26 protein-coding genes are annotated in these 26,616 nt (G+C 69.3%); 5 read left to right on the forward strand and 21 right to left on the reverse strand.

Annotated elements, in window-relative coordinates:
* Window positions 1–10: 10 nt before the first annotated feature.
* The 10 genes from ACZ5Y9_RS00710 to ACZ5Y9_RS00755 all read right to left on the reverse strand — a co-directional run bounded on the left by ACZ5Y9_RS00710 (window position 11) and on the right by ACZ5Y9_RS00755 (window position 10,058).
* The gene (locus ACZ5Y9_RS00710; protein ID WP_247624214.1) at window positions 11–838 is read right to left on the reverse strand and encodes a TIGR03943 family putative permease subunit; all 828 of its coding nucleotides are present in this window, start codon (window positions 836–838) and stop codon (window positions 11–13) included.
* Window positions 831–1,796, reverse strand: a complete 966-nt coding sequence (locus ACZ5Y9_RS00715) for a permease (protein WP_247624757.1) — start codon at window positions 1,794–1,796, stop codon at window positions 831–833. The genes ACZ5Y9_RS00710 and ACZ5Y9_RS00715 overlap by 8 nt, the downstream gene beginning before the upstream one ends.
* A gap of 65 nt (window positions 1,797–1,861) precedes the next feature.
* Entirely contained in the window at window positions 1,862–2,278 is a 417-nt protein-coding gene (locus ACZ5Y9_RS00720; RefSeq protein WP_247624213.1) for a Fur family transcriptional regulator, read from the reverse strand.
* Between the two features lie 50 nt (window positions 2,279–2,328).
* Window positions 2,329–3,189: a metal ABC transporter permease gene (locus tag ACZ5Y9_RS00725; RefSeq protein WP_247633555.1), complete on the reverse strand. Its 861-nt coding sequence runs from the start codon at window positions 3,187–3,189 to the stop codon at window positions 2,329–2,331.
* Window positions 3,186–4,010, reverse strand: a complete 825-nt coding sequence (locus ACZ5Y9_RS00730) for a metal ABC transporter ATP-binding protein (RefSeq protein ID WP_247624211.1) — start codon at window positions 4,008–4,010, stop codon at window positions 3,186–3,188. Before ACZ5Y9_RS00730 ends, ACZ5Y9_RS00725 begins: the two co-directional genes overlap by 4 nt.
* Window positions 4,007–5,038, reverse strand: coding sequence for a metal ABC transporter substrate-binding protein (locus tag ACZ5Y9_RS00735; protein ID WP_464471985.1), 1,032 nt, complete (start codon window positions 5,036–5,038; stop codon window positions 4,007–4,009). Before ACZ5Y9_RS00735 ends, ACZ5Y9_RS00730 begins: the two co-directional genes overlap by 4 nt.
* A gap of 164 nt (window positions 5,039–5,202) precedes the next feature.
* Window positions 5,203–6,894 carry a glycoside hydrolase family 13 protein gene (locus tag ACZ5Y9_RS00740; RefSeq protein WP_464471986.1) on the reverse strand — a complete coding sequence of 564 codons (1,692 nt, stop codon included), beginning with the start codon at window positions 6,892–6,894 and terminating at the stop codon, window positions 5,203–5,205.
* 40 nt (window positions 6,895–6,934) lie between these two features.
* Window positions 6,935–7,810: a carbohydrate ABC transporter permease gene (locus tag ACZ5Y9_RS00745; protein WP_247624208.1), complete on the reverse strand. Its 876-nt coding sequence runs from the start codon at window positions 7,808–7,810 to the stop codon at window positions 6,935–6,937.
* Window positions 7,810–8,742 (reverse strand): carbohydrate ABC transporter permease, encoded by a 933-nt coding sequence (locus tag ACZ5Y9_RS00750; protein WP_247624207.1) that lies wholly within the window; start codon window positions 8,740–8,742, stop codon window positions 7,810–7,812. The genes ACZ5Y9_RS00745 and ACZ5Y9_RS00750 overlap by 1 nt, the downstream gene beginning before the upstream one ends.
* On the reverse strand, window positions 8,739–10,058 hold the full coding sequence (locus ACZ5Y9_RS00755) for an ABC transporter substrate-binding protein (RefSeq protein WP_464471987.1): 1,320 nt from the start codon (window positions 10,056–10,058) through the stop codon (window positions 8,739–8,741). The genes ACZ5Y9_RS00750 and ACZ5Y9_RS00755 overlap by 4 nt, the downstream gene beginning before the upstream one ends.
* Window positions 10,059–10,157: 99 nt before the next feature.
* On the opposite strand from ACZ5Y9_RS00755, the gene ACZ5Y9_RS00760 reads away from it, so the two are divergent.
* The 4 genes from ACZ5Y9_RS00760 (at window position 10,158) to ACZ5Y9_RS00775 (ending at window position 13,548) form a co-directional block, all read left to right on the forward strand.
* Window positions 10,158–11,378, forward strand: coding sequence for an ROK family protein (locus tag ACZ5Y9_RS00760; protein WP_464471988.1), 1,221 nt, complete (start codon window positions 10,158–10,160; stop codon window positions 11,376–11,378).
* A 38-nt stretch (window positions 11,379–11,416) separates the two neighbouring features.
* Complete coding sequence (locus tag ACZ5Y9_RS00765) at window positions 11,417–12,001, forward strand: 2'-5' RNA ligase family protein (protein ID WP_464471989.1); 585 nt, start codon at window positions 11,417–11,419, stop codon at window positions 11,999–12,001.
* Between the two features lie 66 nt (window positions 12,002–12,067).
* A complete protein-coding gene (locus tag ACZ5Y9_RS00770; RefSeq protein ID WP_464471990.1) occupies window positions 12,068–12,475 on the forward strand; it encodes a hypothetical protein in 408 nt (135 codons plus the stop codon).
* Window positions 12,476–12,636: 161 nt separating this feature from the next.
* Complete coding sequence (locus ACZ5Y9_RS00775) at window positions 12,637–13,548, forward strand: formate/nitrite transporter family protein (RefSeq protein WP_464471991.1); 912 nt, start codon at window positions 12,637–12,639, stop codon at window positions 13,546–13,548.
* 69 nt (window positions 13,549–13,617) lie between these two features.
* Here the strand turns inward: ACZ5Y9_RS00775 and ACZ5Y9_RS00780 are convergent, their stop codons facing one another.
* From ACZ5Y9_RS00780 to ACZ5Y9_RS00820, 9 genes are all read right to left on the reverse strand, one after another.
* The gene (locus tag ACZ5Y9_RS00780; RefSeq protein WP_464471992.1) at window positions 13,618–14,298 is read right to left on the reverse strand and encodes a sirohydrochlorin chelatase; all 681 of its coding nucleotides are present in this window, start codon (window positions 14,296–14,298) and stop codon (window positions 13,618–13,620) included.
* On the reverse strand, window positions 14,295–15,425 hold the full coding sequence (locus tag ACZ5Y9_RS00785; RefSeq protein ID WP_247633544.1) for a uroporphyrinogen-III synthase: 1,131 nt from the start codon (window positions 15,423–15,425) through the stop codon (window positions 14,295–14,297). Before ACZ5Y9_RS00785 ends, ACZ5Y9_RS00780 begins: the two co-directional genes overlap by 4 nt.
* Window positions 15,422–16,657, reverse strand: coding sequence for a uroporphyrinogen-III C-methyltransferase (cobA, locus tag ACZ5Y9_RS00790; protein WP_247633543.1), 1,236 nt, complete (start codon window positions 16,655–16,657; stop codon window positions 15,422–15,424). Before cobA ends, ACZ5Y9_RS00785 begins: the two co-directional genes overlap by 4 nt.
* Entirely contained in the window at window positions 16,654–17,022 is a 369-nt protein-coding gene (gene nirD / locus ACZ5Y9_RS00795) for a nitrite reductase small subunit NirD (RefSeq protein ID WP_464471993.1), read from the reverse strand. The genes cobA and nirD overlap by 4 nt, the downstream gene beginning before the upstream one ends.
* Window positions 17,019–19,544 carry a nitrite reductase large subunit NirB gene (nirB, locus tag ACZ5Y9_RS00800; RefSeq protein WP_464472755.1) on the reverse strand — a complete coding sequence of 842 codons (2,526 nt, stop codon included), beginning with the start codon at window positions 19,542–19,544 and terminating at the stop codon, window positions 17,019–17,021. Before nirB ends, nirD begins: the two co-directional genes overlap by 4 nt.
* 181 nt (window positions 19,545–19,725) lie before the next feature.
* Entirely contained in the window at window positions 19,726–21,081 is a 1,356-nt protein-coding gene (locus ACZ5Y9_RS00805) for a dihydrolipoamide acetyltransferase family protein (RefSeq protein WP_464471994.1), read from the reverse strand.
* Between the two features lie 21 nt (window positions 21,082–21,102).
* A complete protein-coding gene (locus ACZ5Y9_RS00810; RefSeq protein ID WP_247624756.1) occupies window positions 21,103–22,068 on the reverse strand; it encodes an alpha-ketoacid dehydrogenase subunit beta in 966 nt (321 codons plus the stop codon).
* An 11-nt stretch (window positions 22,069–22,079) separates the two neighbouring features.
* Window positions 22,080–23,207: a thiamine pyrophosphate-dependent dehydrogenase E1 component subunit alpha gene (locus ACZ5Y9_RS00815; protein WP_464471995.1), complete on the reverse strand. Its 1,128-nt coding sequence runs from the start codon at window positions 23,205–23,207 to the stop codon at window positions 22,080–22,082.
* 27 nt (window positions 23,208–23,234) lie between these two features.
* On the reverse strand, window positions 23,235–24,317 hold the full coding sequence (locus ACZ5Y9_RS00820; protein ID WP_464471996.1) for a histidinol-phosphate transaminase: 1,083 nt from the start codon (window positions 24,315–24,317) through the stop codon (window positions 23,235–23,237).
* Window positions 24,318–24,404: 87 nt separating this feature from the next.
* Between ACZ5Y9_RS00820 and ACZ5Y9_RS00825 the strand changes: the two genes are divergently transcribed.
* Window positions 24,405–24,812 carry a phage holin family protein gene (locus ACZ5Y9_RS00825; RefSeq protein WP_247624194.1) on the forward strand — a complete coding sequence of 136 codons (408 nt, stop codon included), beginning with the start codon at window positions 24,405–24,407 and terminating at the stop codon, window positions 24,810–24,812.
* Between the two features lie 2 nt (window positions 24,813–24,814).
* Here ACZ5Y9_RS00825 and ACZ5Y9_RS00830 read toward each other — a convergent pair whose 3' ends face one another.
* Both ACZ5Y9_RS00830 and ACZ5Y9_RS00835 read right to left on the reverse strand, forming a co-directional pair.
* Window positions 24,815–26,179 carry an Mbeg1-like protein gene (locus tag ACZ5Y9_RS00830; RefSeq protein ID WP_464471997.1) on the reverse strand — a complete coding sequence of 455 codons (1,365 nt, stop codon included), beginning with the start codon at window positions 26,177–26,179 and terminating at the stop codon, window positions 24,815–24,817.
* Complete coding sequence (locus tag ACZ5Y9_RS00835; protein ID WP_247624192.1) at window positions 26,176–26,448, reverse strand: hypothetical protein; 273 nt, start codon at window positions 26,446–26,448, stop codon at window positions 26,176–26,178. Before ACZ5Y9_RS00835 ends, ACZ5Y9_RS00830 begins: the two co-directional genes overlap by 4 nt.
* Window positions 26,449–26,616: the final 168 nt, after the last annotated feature.

Below are 26,616 nucleotides of genomic sequence, written 5' to 3' on the forward strand. Positions count from 1 at the left end.
CCGCTCGTCGTCAGTACTCATACGGGTCTCCCGGCTCGTCGATCGCGACGACCTCGGTGGGGACGATGCTCAGCTTGCCGTCGGCATCCGTCTTCACCGTTCCCGTGACCTCGACCCACTGTCCGGTGTCGTACGCGCTCGCGTCGACGTCGACCGGCAGCGTCGCCGGCTGCGCGTCGATCACGCAGTGCGTGATGACCATGCGCGTGAGGTTGACCTCGCCGTCCTTCACCGCGTCGGGGGTGACGAACCCGACCAGCGAGACGGATGCCCCGTCGTAGGCCGCCGTGTTCGTCGCCGTCGCGAAGACGCTGGCCCAGTCCCCCACCCCGAAGGTGGAGGTGTCGGCGATGCCGAGCGTGACGTCGTCGGAGCCGGCGAAGAGCGCCGTCTGCTCGCCGACGCGCGACATCGCGAGTTCGACCGAGAGCGACGCCGGCGGCAACACGAGGGCCGCCGCGACGACGCCCGTCGCGAGGATGCCACCGGTCACCGCTCCGGCGGCGGCGAGGGCGCGGCGCGGGGTGGGAGCGGCATCCGAGTCGTCGTGCGCGGTGCCGTGATCGTGACCGTGATCGGCCTCTTCGCCCAGCGGCAGGGTGCACGACCAGATCGCACCCAGAAGGGTCACGACCGCCGCGGCGCACGCGAACCACACCGACTCGGGGCTGATGTAGAGGGTGAGGCGGCCCGTGAAACCGAGGCCGAGCGTGACGATCGACACGAAGGTCGCGAGCCCGATGCCCAGCCACCGCGTGCCGAGGGCGCGCAGACGAGAGCGCGAGGGGGCGTGCGTGTGCTCAGCGGTCGTGTTCTCAGCGGTCGTGTTCTCAGACAAGGACGTTCACCCCGATCCCGATCGCGAAGGCCGAGGCGACCACGACGCCGACGATGCCGAGCAGCGTGCGCGCCGTGAAGGTCGTGCGCATGAGTGCGAGCATCTTCACGTCGACGAGCGGGCCGACGAGCAGGAAGGCGACGAGGGCTCCCGACGAGAACGTCGAGGCGAACGACAGCGCGAAGAACGCGTCGACGTTCGAGCAGATCGCGACCGTCATCGCGAGCGCCATCATGGCGACGATCGACAGCACCGGGTTCGCGCCGATCGCGAGCAGCATGTCGCGCGGGATGAGCACCTGCACGGCTCCGGCGAGGGCCGAGCCGATCACGAGTGCGGGCATCACCGCGCGCAGCTCGATGAGGAACTGCGTCAGGCTGCGCTTGACCGGGGTGCCGTGCTCGTGGGTGACGCGGTCGCACGTGTCGATGAAGCGCTGCGTGAGCATCGCGTCGGGCGAGGGGTGGCGGCTGTAGATCCAGCCGATGAGGTTCGCGATCAGGTAGCCGCCGACGAGACGGGCGACGAGGATGCCGCCGTCCCACCCGAACGCCGCGTGCGTGGTGAGGATCACGATCGGGTTGACGATCGGCGCCGCGATGAGGAAGGTCATCGCCTCGGCCGGCGCGAGCCCGCGCATCATGAGTCCGCGGGCGAAGGGCACGTTGCCGCACTCGCAGACCGGGATCAGCATGCCCAGCAGCGACAGCACCGCTCGGCGGGCCCACGCGCGCTTCGGCAGCCAGCGGTGGATGACGTCGGCCGGCAGCCACACCTGCACGACGATCGACAGCAGCACGCCGAGGATCACGAACGGCAGGGCTTCGATCAGCACACTGAGCGCGAGGGTCAGTCCGTCCTGCGCGCGGGTGGGCAGCGAGGCCGGGAACAGCTGAGGCAGGAACGCGTCGACCAGGAACAGCGCCGCGATGATGACGGCGCCCAGGATCAGGCCGATCCACGCCGAGCGCGGCGACCGCGTCGAGCCGTGGGCGTGCGCGTGGCGCTGCGGGGCGAGCAGAGTCACGCGGTCGCGGCCCTCTCGGCATCGCGTTTGTTGGTGCAGGGGGCGCACAGTCCGAAGATGTCGACGACGTGCGCGGCATCCGTGAATCCGTGCAGTGCGGCCGTGCGGTGCGCCCACTGCTCGACGTCCTTGGCCTCGATCTCGACCGTGAGTCCGCAGTTGCGGCAGATCAGGTGGTGATGATGGCCCTGCGTGGTGCAGGCGCGGTAGAGCGCCTCGCCCTCGGGGCTCTGCAGCGAGTCGGCATCGCCGGAGGCGGCGAGACCCGCGAGCGCGCGGTACACGGTGGCCAGGCCGATGCCCGTGTTGTCGTCGCGCAGCGAGGCGTGCAGGTTCTGCGCGCTCACGAAACCGCGCGCGTCGGCGAGTGCTTCGCGCACGCGTTCGCGCTGCCAGGTGTTCCGCTGAGCCATACCGACGATTCTAGGCGTCGGGGATCGGCGAGGGCTGGGAGTCGCTCACGTCAGACCCGCACCCGCCGCACGCGGGCCCGGGCCTTCTGCACCACCCAGCACACGACGTAGATCGTGAACGACAGGGTGGTGATGTACGGGCTGACGGGCAGGGTGCCGGCCAGGGCGAGCAGGATCCCGCCCACCGCTGAGACGAAGCCGAACAGGGCGGCGAGCAGTGGCACGGCCACCGGCCCGGCGGTCACGCGCATCGCGGCGGCGGCGGGGGTGACGAGCAGCGCCATCACGAGCAGCGCACCGATGATGTGCACGCTGACGGCGACGATGAGGCCGAGCAGCACCATGAACAGCAGGCTCACGGCACGGGTGGGCACACCGCGGGCGGCCGCCGACTCGGGGTCGAGCGAGTCGAAGCGCAGCGGGTTCCACATGATGAGCAGCCCGAGCAGCACCACCAGGCTGATGCCCATGAGCCAGCCGAGGTCGGGGCTCGACACCGAGACGATCTGCCCGGTGAGCAGGCTGAACCGGTTGGCGCTGCGGCCGTCGTAGAGCGACAGGAACAGGATGCCGAGGCCGAGGCCGAACGGCATGAGGACGCCCACGATCGAGTTGCGGTCCCGGGCCTTCGCGCCGAGGACGCCGATCAGTATCGCCGCGACGAGGGCTCCGCCGAGCGACCCGAACACGACGCTGCCACCGAACAGCAGCGCGGCAGCGGCGCCCGCGAACGACAGCTCGCTCACCCCGTGCACGGCGAAGGCGAGGTCGCGCTGCATCACGAAGACGCCGATGAGTCCGCCGACGATGCCGAGCACGGCCCCCGCGATGATCGAGTTCGAGAGCAGGGCCACGAGCTCGCCGTAGTCCTGGAACGAGAAGACGTCGCTCCAGTCGACCAGAGGCCTCATGCTGCTCCTCCGTGCGCGTGCTCGTGGTCGCCGTGATCGTGGTGGGGCTCGGCATCCGGAACGCCCACGACCACCAGCCGGTCGCCGGCGCGGAGCACGAACACCGGGGTGCCGTAGAGGTCGGTGAGCACGCGCGTCTGCAGCACCTCGTCGGGGGTGCCGAGCAGGAAGCGCCCGCCGGCGATGTAGAGGATGCGGTCGACCTTGCCGAGGATGGGGTTGATGTCGTGGGTGACGAACATCACGGCCGCCTCGCGCTCGCGGCGCTGCCGGTCGATGATGTCGGTCACGGCGACCTGGTTGGCGAGGTCGAGGTTCGAGAGCGGCTCGTCGCACAGCAGCAGTGCCGGCTCGTCGGCGAGTGCCTGACCGACCCGCAGCCGCTGCTGCTCACCGCCGGAGAGGAGTCCGACGCGGCGATCCGCGAAGTGCGCGGCCCCGACCGACTCGAGCAGACGGTCGACCTTCGCACGGTCGCCGCGGTGCGGCACCGGGAACCCGAAGCGGCTGCCGTGCACGCCCAGGGCGACGAGGTCGCGGGCCCGCATGCTCGTGTCGGGCGCGAGCGAGCGCTGCTGCGGGATGTAGCCGATGCGCGAGTTCCCCCGGTGCACGGGCTCACCCGCGACGCGGATGGTTCCCGACGACAGCGGCTGCAGACCGAGGATGCTGCGCAGAAGGGTGGTCTTGCCCGAACCCGAAGGGCCCAGCACGGCGATGAACTCGCCGGGCTGGACCGTCAGATCGAGTCCCGACCAGAGTTCGCGGTCTCCACGGTGGAGCGAAGCATCCGCGATCTCGAGGACGGGGCGCCGACTCACGACTGGGTCGCGGCGGCGAGGCTCTGGATCGCGTCACTCATCCACTCAGAGTACGACGATCCGTCCTCCAGCAGCTCCGTGAAGGCGATCACGGGGATGCCCGCGGCCTTCGCGGCATCCTCGACGCGCTGCGTCTCGGAACCACCGGTCTGCGCGTTGGTGAGGAGAGCGGTGACCTCGCCGCTCTCGATCACGTCGAGTGCCTGCAGCAGAACGGCGGGGGCGACATCGGTGCCCTCCTCGACCGACTCGGCGAAGCCCTCGGGGGTGACATCGGTGAGTCCGGCGGCCGCGGCGAGGTAGCCGGGCAGCGGCTCGGTGATGAAGACGTCGATGCCCGAGGCATCCGCCTTGATGGACGCGAGGTCGGCTTCGAAGCCCTCGAGCTCGGCCGTGAGCTCCGCCGCGTTCGCGGCGAACTCGTCGGCGCCGTCGGGGTCGAGCTCGGCGAGCTCGTCGGAGATCGCCTCGACGACGTGGATCATCGTGTGCGGGTCGAACCACACGTGCTCGTTGAAGCCCTCGATGTGGTCGTGACCCTCGTGGCCCTCTTCGCCCTCGGCGTGCTCGTGGTCGTGCTCCTCCTCGGCGGGCGCCTCGGTCGCTTCGTCGTCGGCGGCATGGTCCTCGTCGGCATGGTCGTCGTGAGCCTCGTTGCCGGGGTAGTCGTGCGAGTACTCGACGGCCGTGACGACGTGGGGGTCGTTCGCGTCCTGCAGGAGCGTGTCGATGAACGCGTCGTATCCGCCGCCGTTCTCGATCACGAGGTCGGCCTTCTGCACCGTGAGGCGGTCGCGGGCGGTGGCCTCGTAGGAGTGCGGGTCCTGCGAAGCGGAGGTGATGATCGACTCGACGTCGATACGGTCGCCGCCGATCGTCGAGGCGATGTCGCCGTAGACGTTGGTGCTCGCGACGACCGTGATGGTGCCGTCGTCGCTCGCGCCCTCTCCCGCAGCGGCGGTGGAGCATCCGGCCAGCGTCAGGGCGGCGACGGATGCGAGGGCGAGAACGATCACGGGCTTCTTCATGCTCTCACTTTAAACGCTAATGAGAACCATTATCAAATCGGCATCCGCAGACGTGCTCCTCCCCACCGTCGAGACCCATCACTCGCGTCGAGACCCACCACCCGCGACGTGCGGGGTGATGGGTCTCGACGGCGGTGATGGGTCTCGACGCGGCCGGACGGGTGTCAGGCGAGCAGCGCGGCCGGGGCGATCCAGACCGTGGCCTCGCCGGGAAGCGACGAGCCCTCGAGCGGGATGCTCGTGAGCACGACGTCTGCGGCATCCGCTCCCAGATCGAACGGCTCGGTGCCGAAATTCGTGACGATCTGCCATCCGTTCGGACGCGCGAAGCGCAGCACGTCGGCGCGACCGGTCTCGACCCACTCCAGCGTCTCGCCCGTCTGCAGCGAGTGCCGCAGGCGCAGCGCCTCACGGTACAGCGACAGCGTCGATGCCGGATCGGATGCCTCGGCATCCACCGCGTGATCGGCGAACCACTCCGGCTGGGGCAGGTGCGCGGCAGCCGCGCCGAACCCGAACGAGACGCCGTCGGCGCTCCACGGCAGCGGCACGCGGCATCCGTCCCGACCCAGTCCGTCGAACTCCGCCCCGCGGAAGAACGCCGGGTCCTGTCGCTGCTCGGGCGAGATCTCGGCGACCTCGTGCAACCCGAGTTCCTCGCCCTGGTACAGGTAGGCGCTGCCGGGCAGGCCGAAGAGCAGCAGCGACGCGGCCGTCGCGCGACGCAGACCGCGCTCGCGATCGAGCAGCTCGGAGGGGCCGCCGGCCGCGACCCACTCCGTGCCCTGCTTCACCGCACGACCCTGCAGCGGTGCGAGGCCGTAACGGGTGGCGTGGCGGGTGACGTCGTGATTCGAGAGCACCCACGTCGTCGACGACCCGCTCTGCCGGGCCTGTGCGAGGTTCTCGTCGACGATCTCGCGGAACTGCGCGGCGTCGAAGTCGGCCTCGAGCAGGTCGAAGTTGAACGCCTGCCCGAGCCCCTCGGCGGAGGCGTAACGGGCGCGGCGTTCGGGTGTATCGACCCACGCCTCGGCGACCGCGGTGCGCGGCGGGTCGTACGAGTTGAAGACCTGCCGCCACTCCGCGTAGATCTCGTGCACGTCGTCGCGGTCGATCAGCGGGTGCGAGCCCGAGGAGCGGTCCATCGCGTCGAGCTCGGCGCGCGAGGGCAGCGGCTCGCTGAGGTCCTTGGTGAGCATGTGCGCGACGTCGATGCGGAAGCCGTCGACCCCGCGGTCCGACCAGAAGCGCAGGGTCTTCAGGAAGTCCGCACGCACCTCCGGGTGATCCCAGTTGAAGTCGGGCTGCTCGGTGGCGAAGTTGTGGAAGTACCACTGGCCGTCCTCGACCCGCTCCCACGCCGACCCGCCGAACACCGAGACCCAGTCGGTGGGCGGCTCGGCGCCGTCGGGCCCCGTGCCCTCGCGGAAGATGTACCGCTCGCGCGCGGCCGAACCTCGGCCCGCGGCGAGCGCCTCCTGGAACCACGCGTGCTGATCCGACGAGTGGTTCGGCACGATGTCGACGATGACGTGGATGCCGCGGGCGTGCAGCGCCTCGACCATCGCGTCGAAGTCGGCGAGGGTGCCCAGTCGCGGGTCGACGTCGCGGTAGTCGGCGACGTCGTAGCCGCCGTCGGCGAGCTCGGACGGGTAGAACGGGCTGAGCCAGACCGCATCGATGCCGAGCGCCGACAGGTAGTCGACGCGCGACAGGATGCCGGGGATGTCGCCGAGCCCGTCGCCGTTGGCGTCGGCGAAGCTGCGGGGGTAGATCTGGTAGACGGCGGCCTGCCGCCACCACGCTGCCGTCTTGTCGTCTTCGCGGGTCTCGGTGAGAAGCGAATCGGTCATATCGGGGAGTGCTCCTTCGTTTCTTGCGGTGGTTCTCGTGTCAGCCCTTGACGGCGCCCTGCGTGACGCCCTCCATGACGAAGCGCTGCGTGAACAGGTAGGCCAGGATCGCCGGGGCCATCGCCATCAGGTACGAGGCGAACGACACGTTGTAGTTGTTGCTGAACTGGGTCTGGAACAGGTTCTGCCGCACCGGCAGCGTCTGCAGCGCCGGGTCGGAGATGATGAGCGACGGCATCATGAAGTCGTTCCAGGCGTAGAGGAAGGCGAAGATGCCGACCGTCGCACTCATGGGGGCGAGCAGCGGGAAGATCAGCTTCCAGAACGTCTGCCACGTGGTGGCGCCGTCGATGCGGGCGCTCTCCTCGAGCTCGATCGGGATCGACCGCAGGAACGCCGTGAACAGCAGCACGCTGAAGCTCAGCTGGAACATCGTCGCGAGGATGATCACGCCGAACGGGTTGTCGAGCCCGAAGCGTCCGGTGAGCTGGATCTGCGGCAGGGCGACGACCGGGAACGGGATGAACATCGCCGCGAGCAGGTAGAAGAACGAGTAACGGAAGAGGCGGCGGTCCCAGTTGCGCACGATCGCGTACGAGGCGAAGGCCGCGAGCACGATGGTCGCGATCACGGTGCCCGCCGTGACGAGCAGGGAGATGCCCGCGCCGACCGGGAACTTCGTGAGGTTCCACGCCTCGACGAACCCGTCGATGCTGAACGGCGCCGGCAGCGAGAACGCGTTGCCGTCGACCGCCTGGCCCGTGGTCTTGAACGCCATCGAGACGGTGACGTACAGCGGGAGGAGAACGGTGACCGCGCACAGGATCAGGATGATCGTGCCCGACCAGTTGACCCGTTCCATGCGCACGCGGGGCTTCTTGCCCGCGACCTGTGTGGTGATCGTCTGCGTCGACATCAGAGTGCGTTCCTTCCGCGCGTCAGCGACAGCTGGAGGAGGGAGATGAGCACGGCGACGATGAAGAAGATGGTCGCGTTGGCCATCTGATAGGCGTAGTCGCCGCCGTTGAAGCCCGCGATGATCGTCATCGCGACGCTGCGGGTGGAGGTTCCGGGGCCGCCGTTGGTGAGGCCGACGATGATGTCGTAGGCGTTCAGGAAGCCCTTGAACCCGAGGATGACGTTGATCACGACGTAGCCCATGACGAGCGGGAGCGTGATGCGGGTGAGCTGCTGCGTCTTGCTCGCGCCGTCGATGCTCGCCGCCTCGTAGACCTCGCCGGGCACCGAGAGCAGGCCGGCGATGTAGATCAGCAGCGTGCCGGGCACGGCCTGCCACGCGGTGACGATGACGATCGCCACCCAGGCCAGGTCGGGGTTGGCGAGCAGGCTCGTCTGCAGCCACGGGATGCCGGTGGCCGCCCCCGCGGCGGGGATCGAGTTCGAGAACAGGAAGTTGAAGACGTAGGCGATGATGATGCCCGAGATCACCATCGGGATCACGAAGATCGTGCGCAGCCCCGTCTTGAAGCGGATGCGGGAGGTGAGCCCGACCGCGAGCAGGAACGCGACCACGTTGACCACGATGACCGTGGCGATCGAGAACCCGAACGTGAAGAGGTAGCTCTGCAGGATCGCCGGGTCGCTGAACATGGCGATGTAGTTCGTGAAGCCGTTGAAGCTCCACTCGCCGATGCCGATCGAGTCGGTGAAGCTGAAGAAGATGCCCATCACGCCCGGCACCGTGATCGCGAGGGTGAAGATCACGAGCGTCGGCAGCAGGAACAGGTAGTAGATCGGCTCGACCCGGCGGGTGCGAGGACGGATGCCACGCTTGCCGCCCGTGATGACCGCCGTGGTGTCGGTCGGAATCGTCGGAGTGATGGTCATGATGCCGGCTCCTCTGCCGAGGCGTTGTCCTGGGTCGACGGGATCGGGGCGCGGAACGCGATGCGCGCCCAGTCCGCGTCCATGGTGCGCAGCGTGTTCTGCGTCGAGGCGCCCAGCACCATCGCCTGCGCGTAGTTGAAGATCGGCAGGGTCTTGGGCACGAGCACCGAGGGGCCCTGGTAGATCTTGCCCTCGTCGTAGTACTCGATCATCCCCTCGATGCGCGGGTCGTCGGGGGCCGGGGCATCCGTCGTCGGGGTGAAGCCGAGCTGCGAGGCGTTGTACTCCTCGATGTTCTCGGGCTGATACAGGAACTCGAGGAAGTCGCGGGCGGCCTCCTGGTGGCGCGACCCCTCGGGGATCATCGCCGCGAGGTCCATGTTGACGCGCACCTCGAGGTCGTCCGGGTCGTCGGTCATCGGCAGCGGGAACGTTCCGAGCGGCAGGTCGGGTGCGGTCTTCGCGATCTCGCTGAACGCCCACGGCCCCTGCAGGTACATGGCCGCCTCGCCCTTCGCGAAGGCGAGATTGCCGTCGCCGTACGCCCTGCTCGCGGCATCCGCATTGGTGTAGTTCTCGGCGAGCTGCATCATGCGATCCATAGGCTCGGCGAAGTCCTTCTCGAACGAGACCGGGGCGTCGGGCCCGACCTCGGTTCCCTCCTCGGCGAGCGCGTCGAAGAAGTCGATCACGTCGACCGATCCGCCGGCGGTGTAGTCGTACCAGCCCTGACCGACGGTCCAGTCGTCCTTGAAGGTGCCGTAGAAGGGATCGATGCCCGCGGCCTTGAGCTGATCGCAGACGGCGATGAGCTCGTCCCAGGTGGTCGGGACCTCGAGGCCCTGGGCCTCGAAGATCTCCTTGTTGTAGATGACGGATGCCGCCATCACCGAGTACGGCAGGGCGCTCGTGCGACCCTCGCAGGAGCCGTACTGGTCCATGAGCGGCTGAAGGTCGTCGCGGATGGTGGCCGCGGCGTCGGTGCCGGAGAGATCGGTGAGCGCGCAGCGCTGCACGAACCGAGCGATCTCGTAGTTGTAGTTGCCGAGCATGATGTCGGGCGGGTTGCCGCGCACGAAGCTGGCCGAGACGACGTCGACGCCCGAGGTGTCGATCTCGACCTTCACGTCGTCCTGCGAGGCGTTGTACTCGGCGACGCGTTCGGTCATGAACTCGATCGCTTCGCGCTTGCTGAAGGTGAAGCGGATGGTCTCCGCTCCCGAGCCGGCTGCGCAGCTCGTGAGGGCGGCACCGATCAGCGTGAGGCCGAGGCCCCCGGCGATCAGCCGCAACGCGCGTGTTCGTTCTCCAGACACCGTCGTCCTTCCGGTTTTTAGATCCGATAACTAAATCTAATGAGCGAATTTACTCCGCTGGAAGGTACTCTCTCATTCAGACGACAGGAAGGCAAGAGCGTGGCAGACATCACCGCGGGGCTCGGCACGGGGCGTGCCAGCGTCGGCGCCGTGCTCGACTTCGCCTGGAGTGCGGGCGAGTTCACCGCCACCGACGTCATGGCCGCGACCTCGCTGACCCGCTCCACGGCCATCGATGCGATCGACACGCTCGTCGGCGCCGATGTGCTGCGCGAACTGCCGAACGCCCGCGTGGCCGGCAGCTATCGCTCCGGCCGACCCGCCCGGCGCTTCGCCCTCTCCCCCGACCTCGGCGTCGTCGTCGGGATCGACGCGGGCGACACGCACCTCTCCGTCACCGTCGCCGACCTGCTCGACCGGAATCTCGTGCACCATCGCGTCGAGGTGTCGCAGACGCAGCCCGCCGCCGATCGTCGCGCGCTGATCATCGAACGCCTGGGCGCCGCTCTCGACGAGGCCGGAGTGACGCGGGATCAGGTGCTGGCCGTCTGCGCCGGCGTCGCCGCCCCCGTCGATCGCAACGGCATCTCTCCCCCGCACCCCGACGGCTTCTGGGAGCGCACGAACCCCGGGCTCGCCGAGGCGCTGCGCGGCTGGGCGCCGGTCGTGCACGTCAAGAACGACGCACAGCTCGCGGCGATCGCCGAGGGCGCGGTCGGCGGGGCGATCGGATGCCGCGACTACGTCGCCCTGATCGCGAGCGAACGCTACGGCGGCGGCGTGGTCGTCGACGGGCACGTGCTGCACGGCGCCCACGGCGGCGTCGGCGAGGGCGTCGTGTTCGACCACATCATGGGCGTCGGCTCGGCCGTCGGCCTCCCCTACTCGGTGCAGGATGCGGCACGGGATGCCGTCGCCTCGGGCACCGTGGCGCCGTCGTCGGCGTTGGGGCGGCTCGTGGCGGAAGAGCGCATCGACCCGCGCCTCGTGCTCACGCTCGCCGCGTCGGGCGACCCCGATGCCCTGCTCGTCACCGAGCACGTCGGCGCCGTCGTCGCCCGCATCGTCGGCGTGCTCGGCAGCATGTACGACCCGGCCCGCGTGATCGTGTGCGGCGCCGTGGCCGAGAGCATCGAACCCGTGCTCGAGGTCGCCCGCCGCCTGCTGCCCGCGGAGCTGCACCTTCCCGCGCCCCTCGTGCTCGCCTCCGAGCTCGGCGCCGAGGTCGTGTCGGTCGGCGCCGTCGCGACCGCCCGCCGTGCGGCGCGCGAGAGCTCGGTGCCGCTTCTCGCGGAGCAACGTCTGTCGGTGCTCGCGTAGCGCCGCGGCATCCGTTTCCGACCGTGAGGAGTCACGACATGCCGCAGGCGGATGCCGATTCGCGACGCGTCGTGACCCCTCACGCGGCGGCGGCCCAGCGTCGCCGATCGCCGTCGACGATCGAGCTGCTCCTCGACGCCGCCGCCGAAGACGCGGTGCGAGCCGAGTGGGATGCCCTCGCCGCGCTCGGTCTGTCGAGCCTCGCCGGACACACCTCGGCGAGCAATCGACCGCACATCACCCTGGCCGCTCGGACGGAGCTGCCCCCGCTCGACGCGGGCGTCTTCACGGACCTCCCTGCGCTCCCGATCACGCTCGGCGCCCCGGTGCTCTTCGGCACCGGCGAGCGCCGCGTGCTCGTCCGCAGCATCCTGCCCACCGCAGAACTGCAGCGTTTTCACGCGGCGATCCACACCGCGATCGGTCCGGGAGAGGATGCCCCGCACACCGCCCCGGGCGAGTGGACCCCGCACGTCACCCTCGCCCGCCGGCTGCGCCTCGCCGATCTCGAGACCGCGCTCGGCTGCATCGGTGGCGATGTTCACAGCCGCGCTACGAGCGTGCGGCGCTGGGACCCCGCCACCGGAACGACCACCACGCTCGCGACGCTGCCGCAGGGCTAGGGACGATCGGCTCGGCTACGCCCCGTCCGCCTTGTCGCTGCGATCCGCCGCCGCCAGGATGGTTCCATGAGACGCGTGCTGGTGGGACTTCTGGCCGGCGGCGTCCTGCTCCTCACCGGCTGCGGAATGAATCAGTCCGCCGCTGACGAGGTCGTGCCCGGCCTTCCCGACGGCTGGAGCGGGCCGCAACCCGATCTCATCACCGCAGAGCCCGTCGCGGGATGGGTCGACGGCGAGGATTCCTTCGGGATCGTGACGTTCGGCAGCTCGAGCTGCCCCCTCGTCGCGGCCTCGGTGTCGGCTGACGACCCCGGCACGGTCACGGTCGATTTCCGGTACTCGAACAACCCGTGCACGGCCGACATGGCGATGACCACGCACGTCTTCACGCTCCCCGAGAACGTCACTCAGCGCCCTGTGGCCGTCGCCTTCGTCCTCGACGGCACAACCGTGCGCATGGAGCTACCGGGCTGAGCCGGGGCCGCTCGGCCGGGTCACGGCATCGCCCTCACACGGGCGCCCGGCGGTTGTGAGCGCTTCGCGCCACAGTCGTAACCTGCCGCCCGATCGCCGGAAACGACGCTCTTGCACCATGAAAGAACCTGAGTTTCCGTGTTCCCTCTCGTGGAGGTCCCGTGTCCTATATCAAGCCAGCCGAGCTCGCCGTTCGCATGGTCGACGCCGGCGCATACAAACTGCAGTTGTCCACCCGCGATACGCTCATCCGCTCCTTCATGGGCGCGGCGCTCCTCACGATCGCCGCCGCATTCGCGGTGACCGTGTCAACGCAGACGGGGCAACCGCTCCTCGGCGCGCTGCTGTTCCCCGTCGGGTTCGTGATGCTCTACCTGCTCGGCTACGACCTGCTCACCGGCGTGTTCACTCTGGGTCCGCTCGCGCTGCTCGATCGCCGCCCCGGGGCGACGTTCGGCGCGCTCATGCGCAACTGGGGCCTCGTCTTCCTGGGCAACTTCGGCGGCGCCTTCCTCGTGGCGATCCTCATGGCGGTCTACTTCACGTACGGATTCTCCACCGCCCCGAGCGCCGTCGGTGAGGCCATCAGCGAGATCGGGCACGGGCGCACGGTCGGGTACGCGGACCACGGAGCGGCGGGCATGCTCACGCTCTTCATCCGGGGCGTGCTGTGCAACTGGATGGTCTCCACCGGTGTGGTGCTCGCGATGATCTCAGACAGCACGATCGGCAAGATCGTCGCGATGTGGCTGCCGATCATGCTGTTCTTCTACATGGGGTTTGAGCACTCCATCGTCAACATGTTCCTGTTCCCGTCCGGCCTGCTCATGGGAGCCGACTTCACGGTGTGGGACTACCTCGTCTGGAACGAGCTGCCGACGGTCATCGGGAACCTCGTGGGCGGTCTCCTGTTCGTCGGCCTCCCGATCTACCTCACGCACGGTCGGCAGAAAGCGCGCTCCACCGGCGACCGGAGCCGTCGTGTCCGCTCGCGCACGACCGCCGTCGCGATCAGCGCCGACGCACCGGTCTCGCCGGTCGTCGAACCGGAACGCGAACCGTCTCGCGTGTGACGCGCATCGTCGGAGGGGCGGATGCTTCGGCATCCGTCCCTCCACCGTGCGGCACGGGATCGCGGTCGATCAGGCGGTGCCGCGGAAACGATCGACGATGACGTCGGCCACCCGCGCATCCGCACCGAGCGGAGCGGAGGTGAGGTCGGCTCCGGCTCGCTCGACCAGTCCGGCGAAGAAGCCGGGAGCGAGAACGTGGCTCGCCGCGATCACCCGACGAGCACCGGAACGGCGGGCGTCGGCCACGGCAGCGGAGATCCGTGGGTCGATGGCCGAGGCGTACCCCACCGTCAGCGGCACGGGGATCAGGCGGGCGAGCGCCTCGGCGGTGCGGGCGACGTCGACCGCCGAGGCCGGATTGCGGGATCCCGCAGCGGCGAGAACGACATGATCGCCCTCCTGCCAGCCCCCGTCGACCACCTCGAGAAGGCGGGAGAGCAGGAGGTCGGCGATGAGCGGGTGCGTGCCGAGCGGCTCGGTCTGACGCACGTTCGCATGCGGGGAGACGGCGTCGGTGATGTCGACCGCCGTGTGGAATCCGGCGGACAGCAGAAGGGGCACGACGACGACCTCGTCGTCGTGCCGCTCGCGCTCGACCACGTCGTGCACGGTCGGCTCCTGCACGTCGACGAACGCCTCGACGACTCGGGTCTCGGGGAGCCTCGCCCGCACGAGATCGACGATCTCCGCGACCGTCGACCGGCCGACCGGGGAGTCGGTGCCGTGGGAGCACGCGATCAGGGTGGTCATGATTCCTCCTCCACGGCCAGGCGATACCCCCGCTTGACGACCGTCTGGATGCACGCCGCCCCTCCCAGCGCCTCGCGCAGACGGGCGACGGCCATCTCGACGGCATGCGCACTCTCGCCGCTGCGCGGCAGCGCGCGGGCGATCTGCTCACGGGAGCGCACGTCGCCCGCGGCATCGAACAGCTCCGACAGGACGCCGGTACCCGAGCGAGACAGCGGCACGAACGTGCCGTCGAGCACCACGCCGCCGCTGCGCATCTCCATCGTTCCCGCCGCCGTGCGCAGACGAGGCGCGGCCCCGGAGGAGAAGTGGTCGACCACGCACCGCACGAGCGAACCCAGGCGACCACGCGCGGCGAGGGTCGTGCGCAGATCGGCGTCGACCAGCGGCGCGGCCGTGATGGGTCCGACAGCGGCGAGAAGCAGCCGCGCGCTCGCGGCTCGACGGCGGATCGCACCGAGGATCTCGGCCCGTTCGGCCGCCCGGATCCACTCCGCCGCACCGGGGGACGACGTGAAGAGCACCGCATCGACCTCGCCGTGTGCGGCCTGGATCACCGTTCGGCGCAGCAGCTCCGGATCCGGAGGCGGCCCCCAGCGGTAGACGGTGATGCTCACGACATCCGCGCCCTGTTGGCGCAGCAGCTCGTCGAGTCCATCCGAGCCGGCCCCGTGGTGCTGGACCGCGATGCGGAGACCCGCGACGCCCTCCGAGGTCAGATACTCCCCGACCTCCGCCGATGTCTCGGACTCCGCGACCCAGTCCGCGGTGAACCCGGCCTGCTGGATCGCGCCGTGCGCCTTGGGCCCGCGGGCGACGAACTGCGCATTCGCGAGCGCAACCGTGAGGTCCTCGGCCAGACCGTTCTCGTGCGCCGCATCGATCCATCCGCGCAGGCCGACTCCGGTCGTGACGACGACGATGTCGGGTGGTCGGCTGATGAGCTCCGTCGTTCGTGCGAGCAGATCGGCATCGTCTTCATTGGGAAGGATGCTGAGCGCCGGGGCGCGAAACGTCCGTGCTCCGCGTCGCTCGAGCGCCGATGCGAGCTCGCCGGCGCGCCGATCCGCCGCGATGGCGATCGTGCACCCCTCGAGGGCGGGGGCGAGTCTCGGTCCGTCCGTCACGCGTTCGCTGTCTCCTTCGGGATCGGCAGAGGAAGAAGCAGACCCTCGTCCGCGACATCGCCGATCACGATCACCGCCGGGTTCTGCAGACCCACCGCCTCCGCGTCGCGCACCGCGTGTCGCAGAGTCGTGCGGGTCGTCCGCTGCTGGGGCGTATGCCCGCTCTCGACGAACGCTACCGGACGATCTTCCGGAGCGCCCTGCGCCAGCGCCTTCGCCACCAGACGCGGCAGTGCCGCGACGCCCATGAGCACGATCGTGGTGACGGCATCGTCGGCCATCGCGCGCAGCGTGCTCTGCGCGATCTCGCCCTGGCCGTTGACGACATGGAACGCGCCGGAAGTGCCGCGATGCGTGACGGGGATGCCGGCCGCCTGGGGCACCGCCACCGCGCTCGAGATCCCGGGAGTGACAGCGACGGCGACCCCCGCGGTCAGGCACGCCTGCATCTCCTCGCCACCGCGACCGAACACGAAGGGGTCTCCGCCCTTGAGGCGTACGACGCGTAGACCCGCCAGCGCGCGATCGACGATCAGCCGGTTGATCTCCGCCTGCGGAACCGGGTGCCGTCCCGGAGCCTTCCCCACGTCGATGACCTCCACGTCGGCGGCGAGACCCTGCACGATCTCGGGCCCGGGGCCCAGACGGTCCATGACGAGCACATCGGCCTCGGCGATGAGACGTCGCGCCCGCACGGTCATCAGGTCGAGGGGCCCCGGCCCGCCGCCGACGAGGTCCACCCGGCCCGAGCGCGGCGCCCGATGCCGACGGAGCGGGAGCCGCCCCTCCCCAACCAGATCGACGATGGCGTCACGCACCGCGACAGACCTCCGCGGATCCGCGCCCGCGGTGCTCGTCACGCCGACGATCACGTCACCGATCTCGGCCTGCGCCGACAGCCGCGCCGAACCGTGCCCGCCGTCCGTGGCGTTGATGCAGAGCACGCGCGCATCCTCGCAGCGATCGGCCACTTCGCGGTCGACGCGAGTATCGCCGGTGGCCGTGTGCACGAGCCACGCCCCGTCGAGGTCGGCGGGGAGGAACGGGCGCTCGATCCACTGCGCCTCTCCACGATCGACCACGGCCGCGATGTCGGCGTGCACCTCGGGAGCGACGATCCGCACCCGTGCGCCCTCGGCGAGGAATCGGCGCAGCCGCCGTGCGGCCACCGCTCCTCCGCCGACCATCAGCACATCGCGTCCCGCCAGCGAGACACCGAGCATCATCGTCATCTTTCCTCCTCCGAGAACAGCTCGACCTGACCGTCGACGACCACGACCGTCCAGACCCTCAGCGCCGCAGGCTCGCGCCCCTGCGCGTCGAGGCACTCGCCGGTTCGCAGATCGAAGACCTGCTTGTGCATGGGAGAGGCGACCGTCGGCGCGTCTCCGCGAGTGCCGACGATCCCCCGGGAGATGACGTTGGCCCCGCTGAAGGGGTCGAGGTTCGACACCGCATGCACCGATCCATCGGCGAGCAGGAACAGCGCGACCTGCGTTCCGTCGTGGAGCGCGGCACGACCGCGCTCCACCTCCAGATCGCTCACGGCGCAGATCCGGATGCCGCGCGCGACGGGACTCGTCGCTTCGAGAGTCATCGACGCACCTCCAGCGTCGTCCCGGCGATGAGCACCGATCCCGACTGCTTCTCCGCCTCCGTCGCCGGCCGCACCTGACCGCGCTCGGGCACGTACGCGAGAGACGGGTCCGGGGTGTCGGTCGCGTTCACGAAGGACTCGAAGCGTCGCAGCTTCGCCGGGTCCTTCAAAGTCGCAGCCCACTCGTCCTCGTAGCGGTCGACGTGCAACGCCATGGCGGCGTCGAGATCATCGCAGATCCCGAGGCTGTCGTCGAAGATCACCTCACGGAGACCATCGAGCCCGCCGTCGAGCTCGGCGCACCAGCCGGCGGTCCGTTGCAGGCGATCGGCCGTGCGGATGTAGTACATGAAGAAGCGATCGATCGCGCGGATGAGCCCCTCATCGTCGAGGTCGGCGGCGAGCAGCTCGGCATGCCGCGGAGAGAAGCCCCCGTTGCCTCCGACGTACATGTTCCACCCGGTCTCCGTGGCGATCACACCGACGTCCTTCGACCGGGCCTCCGCGCATTCGCGCGCGCAACCCGAGACACCGACCTTCAGCTTGTGCGGTGCGCGGAGTCCGCGGTAGCGCAGCTCGAGGCGCACGGCCATCCCCACGGCATCCAGAACGCCGTACCGGCACCAGGTGGACCCGACGCACGACTTCACGGTGCGCAGAGCCTTGCCGTAGGCCTGGCCCGACTCGAACCCGGCATCCACCAGCCGCTGCCAGATCTGCGGAAGCTGCTCGAGGCGGGCACCGAACATGTCGATGCGCTGGCCGCCGGTGATCTTCGTGTAGAGCCCGTAGGTGTCGGCGATGGTGCCGATGGCGATGAGTCCGGCGGGAGTGACTTCGCCGCCCGGCATCCGCGGCACCACCGAGTAGGTGCCGTCCTTCTGCATGTTCGCCATGACGTGGTCGTTGGTGTCCTGCAGCGTCGCGTTCTCACCGTCGAGCACGTGCTCGCCGACGAGGACGGCGAGGATGCTGGCGAGGGCGGGCTTGCACACATCGCACCCTCGGCCCGATCCGAACCGCGCGATGATCGCGCTGAACGTCGAGAGTCCCGAGACGCGCACGGCGTCGAACAATTGCCGCCGTGACATCGCGAAGTGCTCGCACAGGCCCTCGGATGCCGTCTGCCCCAGCTTCACGAGCTCCTGGCCGACGATCTTCTTGACCATGAAGATGCACGATCCGCAGGTCGCGCCCGCTTTGGTGCACGCCTTCACCGCCGCGGCATCCGTGCATCCGTCTTCGTGCACGGCGTCGCGGATGCGGCCGGCCGTGACGTTCGAGCAGGAGCAGACGACTGCCTCGGCCGGAAGCTCGGTGGTCGGCTCCGAGCCGCCCGCCGGTGCCAGGTAGGCTGCGGGGTCACCTCCGAGCGCTGCTCCGACGAGCGGACGCAGGGCGCCGTAGGCCGACGCGTCGCCGACCAGGATGCCGCCGAGCAGAGTCTTCGCGTCGTCGGAGAGCACGAGCTTCTTGTAGACACCGTTCACGGGGTCGGTGAAGACCACATCCAGCGCGTGGGGCGTGGTCGCCATTGCATCGCCGAAACTCGCCACATCGACGCCGGAGAGCTTGAGCTTGGTCGAATCGTCGTACCCGGGGAAGGTCGCGTCGCCGCCGAGGAGCAGAGTCGCCGCGACTTCGGCCATGGCGTAACCCGGAGCGACGAGCCCGACCGACCGACCGTCGTAGTTCGCGACCTCGCCGATGGCGAGGATATGGGGGTCGGCCGTACGGCACCGCTCATCGATGAGAACGCCACCGGTCGGGTGCACGGCGAGCTGCGCTTCACGTGCCAGCGCATCGTGCGCCCTCACGCCGACGGTGAAGATCACGATGTCGGTCTCGTGCATGGCGCCGTCGTCGAACTGCAGCGCGGCCACCCGGCCGGACGCGTCCGCATCGACGCGCGTGGTGCGGGTACCCGTGCGCACGTCGATGCCCTTGGACTCGATGAGTCGGCGCAGGATCGTGCCGCCGGGCAGATCCAGTTGCGCCGACATCAGACGGTCGGAGGACTGCACCACCAGGCAACCGACGTTCATGGTCTGCAGCGCTCCTGCCGCCTCGAGCCCGAGCAGCCCGCCGCCGATCACCGTTCCGCGCAGCGGACGACCGAGCGCGGCCTGTCTCTTCGCGACGTACTCCTCGATCGCGACGACGTCGTCGAGGGTGCGGTAGACGAAGCATCCCGGGAGGTCAGCACCGTCGACGGCAGGGCGCAGGGCCGTGGAGCCGGTCGCGAGCACGAGGGTGTCGTAGCGGTGGGCATCGCCGGACCGCGTGTGCACGACGCGCGCCGATCGATCGATCCGTAGAACGCGGTCTCCCTGCGAGAAGTTCACCCGCGAATCCGAGAAGACACTCTCCTCGAGTGCGAGATCGGAAGGCGTCGCCCCCGCGAAGAACGAGGTCAGCTTGACGCGGTCGTACGGCAGGTGCCCCTCATCGCCGATGACGGTCACTCGGGGAGACGCACCGGGCGACCGGAGCAGACTCTCGACGAACCGGTGGGCGACCATGCCGGCCCCCACGACGACGATCTCGTCCGACGTCGACTCTCTCGCGCTCACAGTGCCTCCTCCGATGACACTCCTGACGCTAAGCGGGAGATGTTTCGCGAGGCGACGGGCGGCCGTTACGCGCAGAGAACGTTCTGCTCACAAGTCCGTAACGGGGATGTGAGGTGCCCGGGTGCTCGACTCAGTCGACGAGCAGCGCGGGCTCCTCGAGCACCGATGCGACATCGGCGACGAAGCGGCTCATGGCGTCGCCGTCGACCACGCGGTGATCGAACGAACCGGCCACCGTCGTCACCCAGCGGGGGCGCACCTCGCCGTCGACGACCCACGGCTTCTGGCTGATCGTGCCCATGGCGACGATGCCGGCCTCGCCGGGGTTGATGATCGGGGTGCCGGCATCCATCCCGAACACGCCGATGTTGGTGATCGTGATGGTGCCGCCCTGCTGGTCGGCGGGCGAGGTCTTACCCTCGCGGGCCGTGAGGGTAAGGCGGTTGAGGGCGCGGGCGAGGTCCTTCATGCCGAGGTCCTGCGCGTCCTTGATGTTCGGCACGAGCAGGCCGCGGGGTGTGGCCGCGGCGATGCCGAGGTTCACGTAGTGGCGCACCGCGATCTCGGCCCCGTTCTCGGTCTCGACCCATGCGGCGTTGATCATGGGCGTGCGACGCGCGGCCCAGATCACGGCGCGGGCCATGATCAGCAGCGGCGAGACCTTGATGTCGGCGTACTCGGGCGCGGCCTTCAGGCGCTTGACGAGCTCCATCGTGCGCGAGGCGTCGACCTCTTTCCACACGGTGACGTGCGGGGCCGAGTACGCGCTCTGCACCATCGCCGAGGAGGTCGCCTTGCGCACGCCCTTCACCGGGATCGACTCGGTGCGCTCGGCATCCGACGCCGACACGGATGCCGCGACCGGCGCGACACCGCGGGCGAGACCCACCGGGGCGTTCTGCGGTGCGGGCACGGTCTCCTCGCGCACGGCACCCCACTCCGGGGTCTCGATGTTGCGGAACACGCTCGCCTGCGAGGCGAGCTTCATGACGTCGTCACGGGTGACCTCGCCGTCGGCGCCGCTCGGGGTGACCGTGGTGAGGTCGACGCCGAGGTCGCGAGCGAGCTTGCGGATCGGAGGCTTCGCGATGACGCCCACCGACGAGCGCACCGGGCGCTCGGCCGGGCGCTTACGACGCGAGGTCGCTCCTCCCCCACTGCCGTAGCCGACGAGAACGGATCCGCCGCCCTCTTCCGCGGCGGGCGCGGCAGCTGCCGGCGCCGGAGCGGCCGGAGCCGCGGCATCCGCCTGCACGAAGGTGATGATCGGGGTGCCGACCTCGACCGTGGCGCCCTCGGCGACGAGCAGCTCGCCGACCGTTCCGGCATGGGGCGAGGGCAGCTCGACGAGCGACTTGGCCGTCTCGATCTCGCAGATGACGTCGTTGATCGCGACCGTGTCGCCGGGCGCGACCTTCCACGTGACGATCTCGGCCTCGGTGAGGCCCTCGCCGACATCGGGAAGGGTGAAGTTCTGCGTGCTCATCTGCGGTCCTTTCGGAACGTCTCAGTAGGCGAGTGAACGGTCGACGGCCTCGAGGATGCGGTCGGCATCCGGGAGGTAGGCGCCCTCGAGCTTGGCGGGCGGGAACGGGGTATCGAAGCCCGACACCCGCAGCACCGGCGCCTCGAGAGCGTAGAACGCGCGTTCCATGACAGTCGCGGCGACCTCGCTGCCGATGCTGCCGAAGCCCTGGGCCTCCTGCGCGTAGACCATGCGTCCGGTCTTGCGCACCGAGTCGAGGATCGGCGCGTAGTCGATCGGCGAGATCGAGCGCAGATCGACGACCTCGCAGCTGGTGCCCTCCGACTCGGCCAGCGCAGCCGCCTGCAGCAGCGTCGTGACCATCGCGCCGTGTCCGACGAGGGTGACGTCGGAGCCCGCACGCACGACCCGCGAGGAGTGCAGCGGGGCGGCGGAGGCCTCGAGCTCGACCTCGCCCTTGGGCCAGTAACGGCTCTTGGGCTCCATGAAGATCACGGGATCGTTCGAGGCGATCGCCTCCTGGATCATCCAGTAGGCGTCGTTCGGCGTCGAGGGCGACACGACCCGCAGGCCCGGGGTGTGCGCGAAGTACGCCTCGGGGCTCTCCTGGTGGTGCTCGACCGCGCCGATGTGCCCGCCGTAGGGGATGCGGATCACGATCGGCATGCTCAACGAGCCCTCGTGACGATTCGTGAGCTTGGCGAGCTGCGTGGTGATCTGGTCGAAGGCCGGGAACACGAAGCCGTCGAACTGGATCTCGACCACCGGGCGGAACCCGGCCATGGCGAGTCCGATCGCGGTGCCGACGATGCCCGACTCGGCGAGCGGGGTGTCGAGCACGCGCTTGTCGCCGAAGTCGCGCTGCAGGTGCTCGGTCACGCGGAATACACCGCCGAGCTTGCCGATGTCCTCGCCCATGAGCAGGACCTTGGCGTCGTCTTCCATGGCCTTGCGCAGACCGGCGTTCAGAGCCTTGCTGAACGGCATCGTCTCGAGGGTCACTGCGCTCCTCCTTCGAACGACGCTTCGTACTTCGCGAGCCACGCCTTCTGCTCGGCGATCAGCGGGTGCGCCTCGCTGTAGACGTGGTCGAACATCCGGCTGACCGGCGGCGGGCCGAGTTCGACCGTGCGGGCGCGGAGGTCTTCCGCGGCATCCGCGCCTTCGGCGTCGACGTCGGCGAAGAAGGATGCCGCCGCTCCCCGGTTCTCGAGGAACGCGCGCATGCGGGTGATCGGGTCGCGCTGCGCCCACGATTCCTCTTCGTCGTTCCCGCGGTACTTGGTGGGGTCGTCGCTGGTGGTGTGCGCGCCCAGGCGGTAGGTGACCGCCTCGATCGCGCGCGGCCCCTGGCCGGTGCGCGCCTCGTCGAGCGCGGTGCGCGAGACGGCGTAGCTCGCGAGCACGTCGTTGCCGTCGACGCGGACGCTGGGGATGCCGTAGCCGGCGCTGCGCTGCACGAGCGGAACGCGCGACTGCGTCGATACCGGCACCGAGATCGCCCAGTGGTTGTTCTGCAGGAAGAAGACCGTCGGCGACTGGTAGCTGGCGGCGAAGACCATCGCCTCGTGCACGTCGCCCTGGCTGGAGGCGCCGTCGCCGTAGTAGACGATGACCGCTTCGTCGCGGTCGACGTCACCGCTGCCGGAGCGGCCGTCGAACGCCAGGCCCATCGCGTAGCCCGTGGCGTGCAGTGCCTGCGACCCGAGCACGAGGGTGTAGAGCCGGGTGTTGCCGTTCTTGGGATCGGAGGGATCCCAGCCGCCGTGCGAGACACCACGCATCAGCTTGATGATGTCGAGCGGGTCGACGCCACGGATGCGGGTGACGACGTGCTCTCGGTACGACGGGAAGATGGTGTCCTGCGCACGGGCCGCTCGACCCGAGCCGACCTGCGCCGCCTCCTGGCCGCGGCTCGGCGGCCAGAGCGCCAGCTGCCCCTGCCGCTGCAGGTTGGTGGCCTGGGTGTCGATGGCGCGGATGACGACCATGTCGCGGTAGAACTGCTCGAGTTCGGCATCGCTGATCGATTCGATCAGCGACAGGTACCGCTCAGCAGCGGGGGTAGGGGCGAATCGGCCGTCTGCCTCGAGGACGCGGACGATTTCGTTCTCTGACGAGCTCACCGTTCCACGCTATCCGAGGAACGGTGCCTAGGGCTGGAGAGTCCGCACAACGGATTCAGAAACCTGTAGGACCTTGTCCACCGATTCATGCTCTCCGACGGATATGCGGATGCCGTCACCCGAGAACGGGCGCACGACGATGTCGCCGGCGACGAAAGCCGCGGCGACCTCGTCGGTGCGGTCGCCGGCGGGCAGCCAGACGAAGTTGCCCTGGGAGTCGGGCACCTTCCAGCCCTGGGCGCGGAGCCCGGCGACGAGGCGGGTGCGGCGGGCGACGATCTCGGTGACGCGTTCGAGCAGCTCGGCTTCGGCGTCGAGGCTCGCGATGGCCGCGTTCTCCGCCGCAGCCGTCACGGAGAGGGGTACGCCGGTGACGCGGGCCGAATCGAGCACCTTCTCGTGGCCGATCGCGTAGCCGATGCGGAGGCCTGCGAGTCCGTACGCCTTCGAGAAGGTGCGCAGGACGACGACGTTCGGATGCCGGTCGAAGATGCGCTCGGCGAGACCGTCGACCGCATCGGGCGCCGTGACGAACTCGGCGTATGCCTCGTCGAGAATGATCAGGACGTCGGCGGGGACCCGCTCGACGAAGGCCGCGAACTCGCCGCTCGTGATGATCGGACCGGTCGGGTTGTTGGGCGTGCAGACGATGATCGCGCGGGTGCGGTCGGTGACGGCATCCGCCATCGCGTCGAGGTCGTGACGCGCGTCGTCGGTGAGCGGGACCGGCACTCCGGTCGCTCCGGAGATGAGCGGCAGGCTCGGGTACGCCTCGAACGACCGCCACGCGTAGATGACCTCGTCGTCGACGGATGCCGTGGCGAGGATCAGCTGATGCAGGATCGACACGCTGCCCGCGGCGACGTGCACCTGGTCGGGCTCGACGCCGTACCGCGCACCGAGGCGCTCGCGCAGCCGCAGCGCCGTGGCGTCGGGGTAACGGTTGATCGGCGTGATGTGCTGCATCGCCTCGACCACCGACGGCAGCGGGTCGAAGGGGTTCTCGTTGCTCGACAGCTTGAACGCATCGGGTCCCGCCTGCTTGCCCTGGCGGTACGGCGCGAGCGCGGCGATGGCGGGGCGGATGCGGGGAAGGATCGGGTCGGTCACGAGGACGAGTCTACGAGTGCTCGAGGGAAGCGCAGCGGACGAGTCCTCCTGACAATCACCACTCCCGCGTGGAAGACTGGGCGGACCATGCGCTTCATCATCCGAGTCGTCGTCAACGCGTTCGCCCTGTGGGTCGTGACGCTGATCCCCGCGCTGCAGGTGAGCATCATCGCGTTCCCTCCGGGCGAGACGCTGCAGCTCGTGCTCACGCTGCTCGCGGTCGCCGCGATCTTCGCGCTCGTGAACACGATCATCGGCACCGTCGTGAAGATCGTCGCGTTCCCGCTCTACATCCTCACCCTCGGGCTCATCGGGTTCGTCATCAACGGCTTCCTGCTGTGGCTGACCGCCTGGATCACGAGCGGCTTCGGCTGGGGACTCACGGTCGGCCACTTCTGGTGGGGCGTCGTCGCCGCGCTGATCATCTCGATCATCAACGGTATCTTCGGCTTCATCCTGCGCCCGCAGGCCAAGAAGCAGCGCCGCCGCGACTGAGGTCACAGCACGTCCTTCCGTCGCCACCACTCGTCTCCGATGACCGGTGCCGGTGCGGGCGACCCGCCCGGTGCCACCACGTCCTCGGGCAGCACGCGCTCGGCCCGATAGTCGGTCGACGTGACCGAGGTCGCCTGACCGAGTTCGTTCCACAGGCCGTCGAGCCCGTCGACCCGCGGGTCACCCGACTCCTCGACCATCTCGGCGGTCTCGACGTAGGTATCGAGCATGTGCGGTTCGAGCGTGAGATCCTGCAGACCCTCGACCGGATCGCCGACGCGCTCCGCGGTGAAGCTGTCGGGAGAACCGGTCCCGCCGGGGGATCCGCCGCCGGCCAGGGAAGACACGACATCGTCGGTGTGCCGCAACTGCACGAGCGTCTGGTCGTCGTCGAGCGTCGGCTCGACCGGGCTTCCCGCGGTGATCTCCACACCGACGTCGTAGACGTCGTCCATCGCGAGATGCGAGGCGATCGCCCCTCCCTGCGAGTGCCCGACGACATCGACCCGGTCACCCGGTTTCGCGCCCGATGCCTTCAATGCGTCGAGCGTCGCTTGGTAGGAGGCCGACTTCTGTTTCGAGTAGAGCTCGACGTTGGACTTCATGTCCCACGGCTCCTTCCCCCCACTGAGGAGCGACTGGGTGCCCTTCACATACGCGACGAAGCGGTTCGTCCCATCGGGCATCGTGTACTTCTCCACCCGCACCTGCGCTCCCCCGGAATTCGGAAACCGCTGGAGGGCCTCCGGCAGCGAGGTCGGCGGGGCTTTCGGGGTCGTCGTCGCGACCGGAGTGACGCGCACGGCATCCGCCCTGCCCTGCAGCGTCGTCCCCTTCGGGATCACCCCCTTGCCGAGCAGGGCGGCCGCCATACCGATCCCGCCGAAGAGTCCACCGAACCACGTATCGAACCCGACCTGCGTATCGAGTCCGTCGAACCGGTGCGTGCCCCAGTCCAGAACGAGGGCAGTGACGAGGCCCTGGACCCGGGGATCGGCATCCAGGATCTCGTCGGCCCGTGCGTTCAAGGCAGCCGCCGCAGCGGCATCGCTCGCGGCGAGCGCCTCCGCCTGCGCGCGCAGCTCGACCACCTCGTACGCATCCGCCATGAGCAGCGTCGAGGACGCCGTCGTCTCGGCCGTGAGCCGCAGCTCGTCGAGTCGGGTGCGACTGCGCCCGAGCGCATCGAAGCCGCTCCACGAACGGCAGGCGGCCGATCCCATGAGCAGCGCATAGGCGTTACCCGCAGCGGCCGCACCCTGCGCGAGTGACCCCGCCGCCGCGGCCAACCGCGTGCCGATGTCGCGCAGCACCTCGGTGTCGACCGAGATCGCGCCGCCGTAACGGATGTCGAGGTCGTCGCTCATCCGAGTCCCACCGCTCGCTGCTCGGCCTCGGTCGACTCCAGGATCATCACCTCGAGGGCGACGAGTCCGCGCTGCTCGGCCATCGTCTCGTGCAGCGACCTCAGCCCGTCGGACGACCATTCGGTCTCGTCGACGAGCGGATCGAGCGTCGCCGCTGCGGTCTGCGTGAAGTCGAGGGCGACGCGGAGCTGAGCCCCGGCCTGCTGCCACATCGACAGGTCGTACGGGGTCCACTCATCGGTGGTCGGGAGGGCGATCGAGGAGTACATGCCCACAGCCTGCGCCGCGCGACGACTCGGCGATCACCGTGGGCGCACGAGCGGTGCAGAGCATCGCTCGATCGCGAGCTGTGCAGGATGAGTCCGACCCCGAACTGTGCACGACGGCCCGGGAGCGGCAGAATGGTTCTGTGACATCCCCGGATCCCTTTCGCGTGA

This window comes from Microbacterium sp. T3-8, from assembly GCF_055398145.1.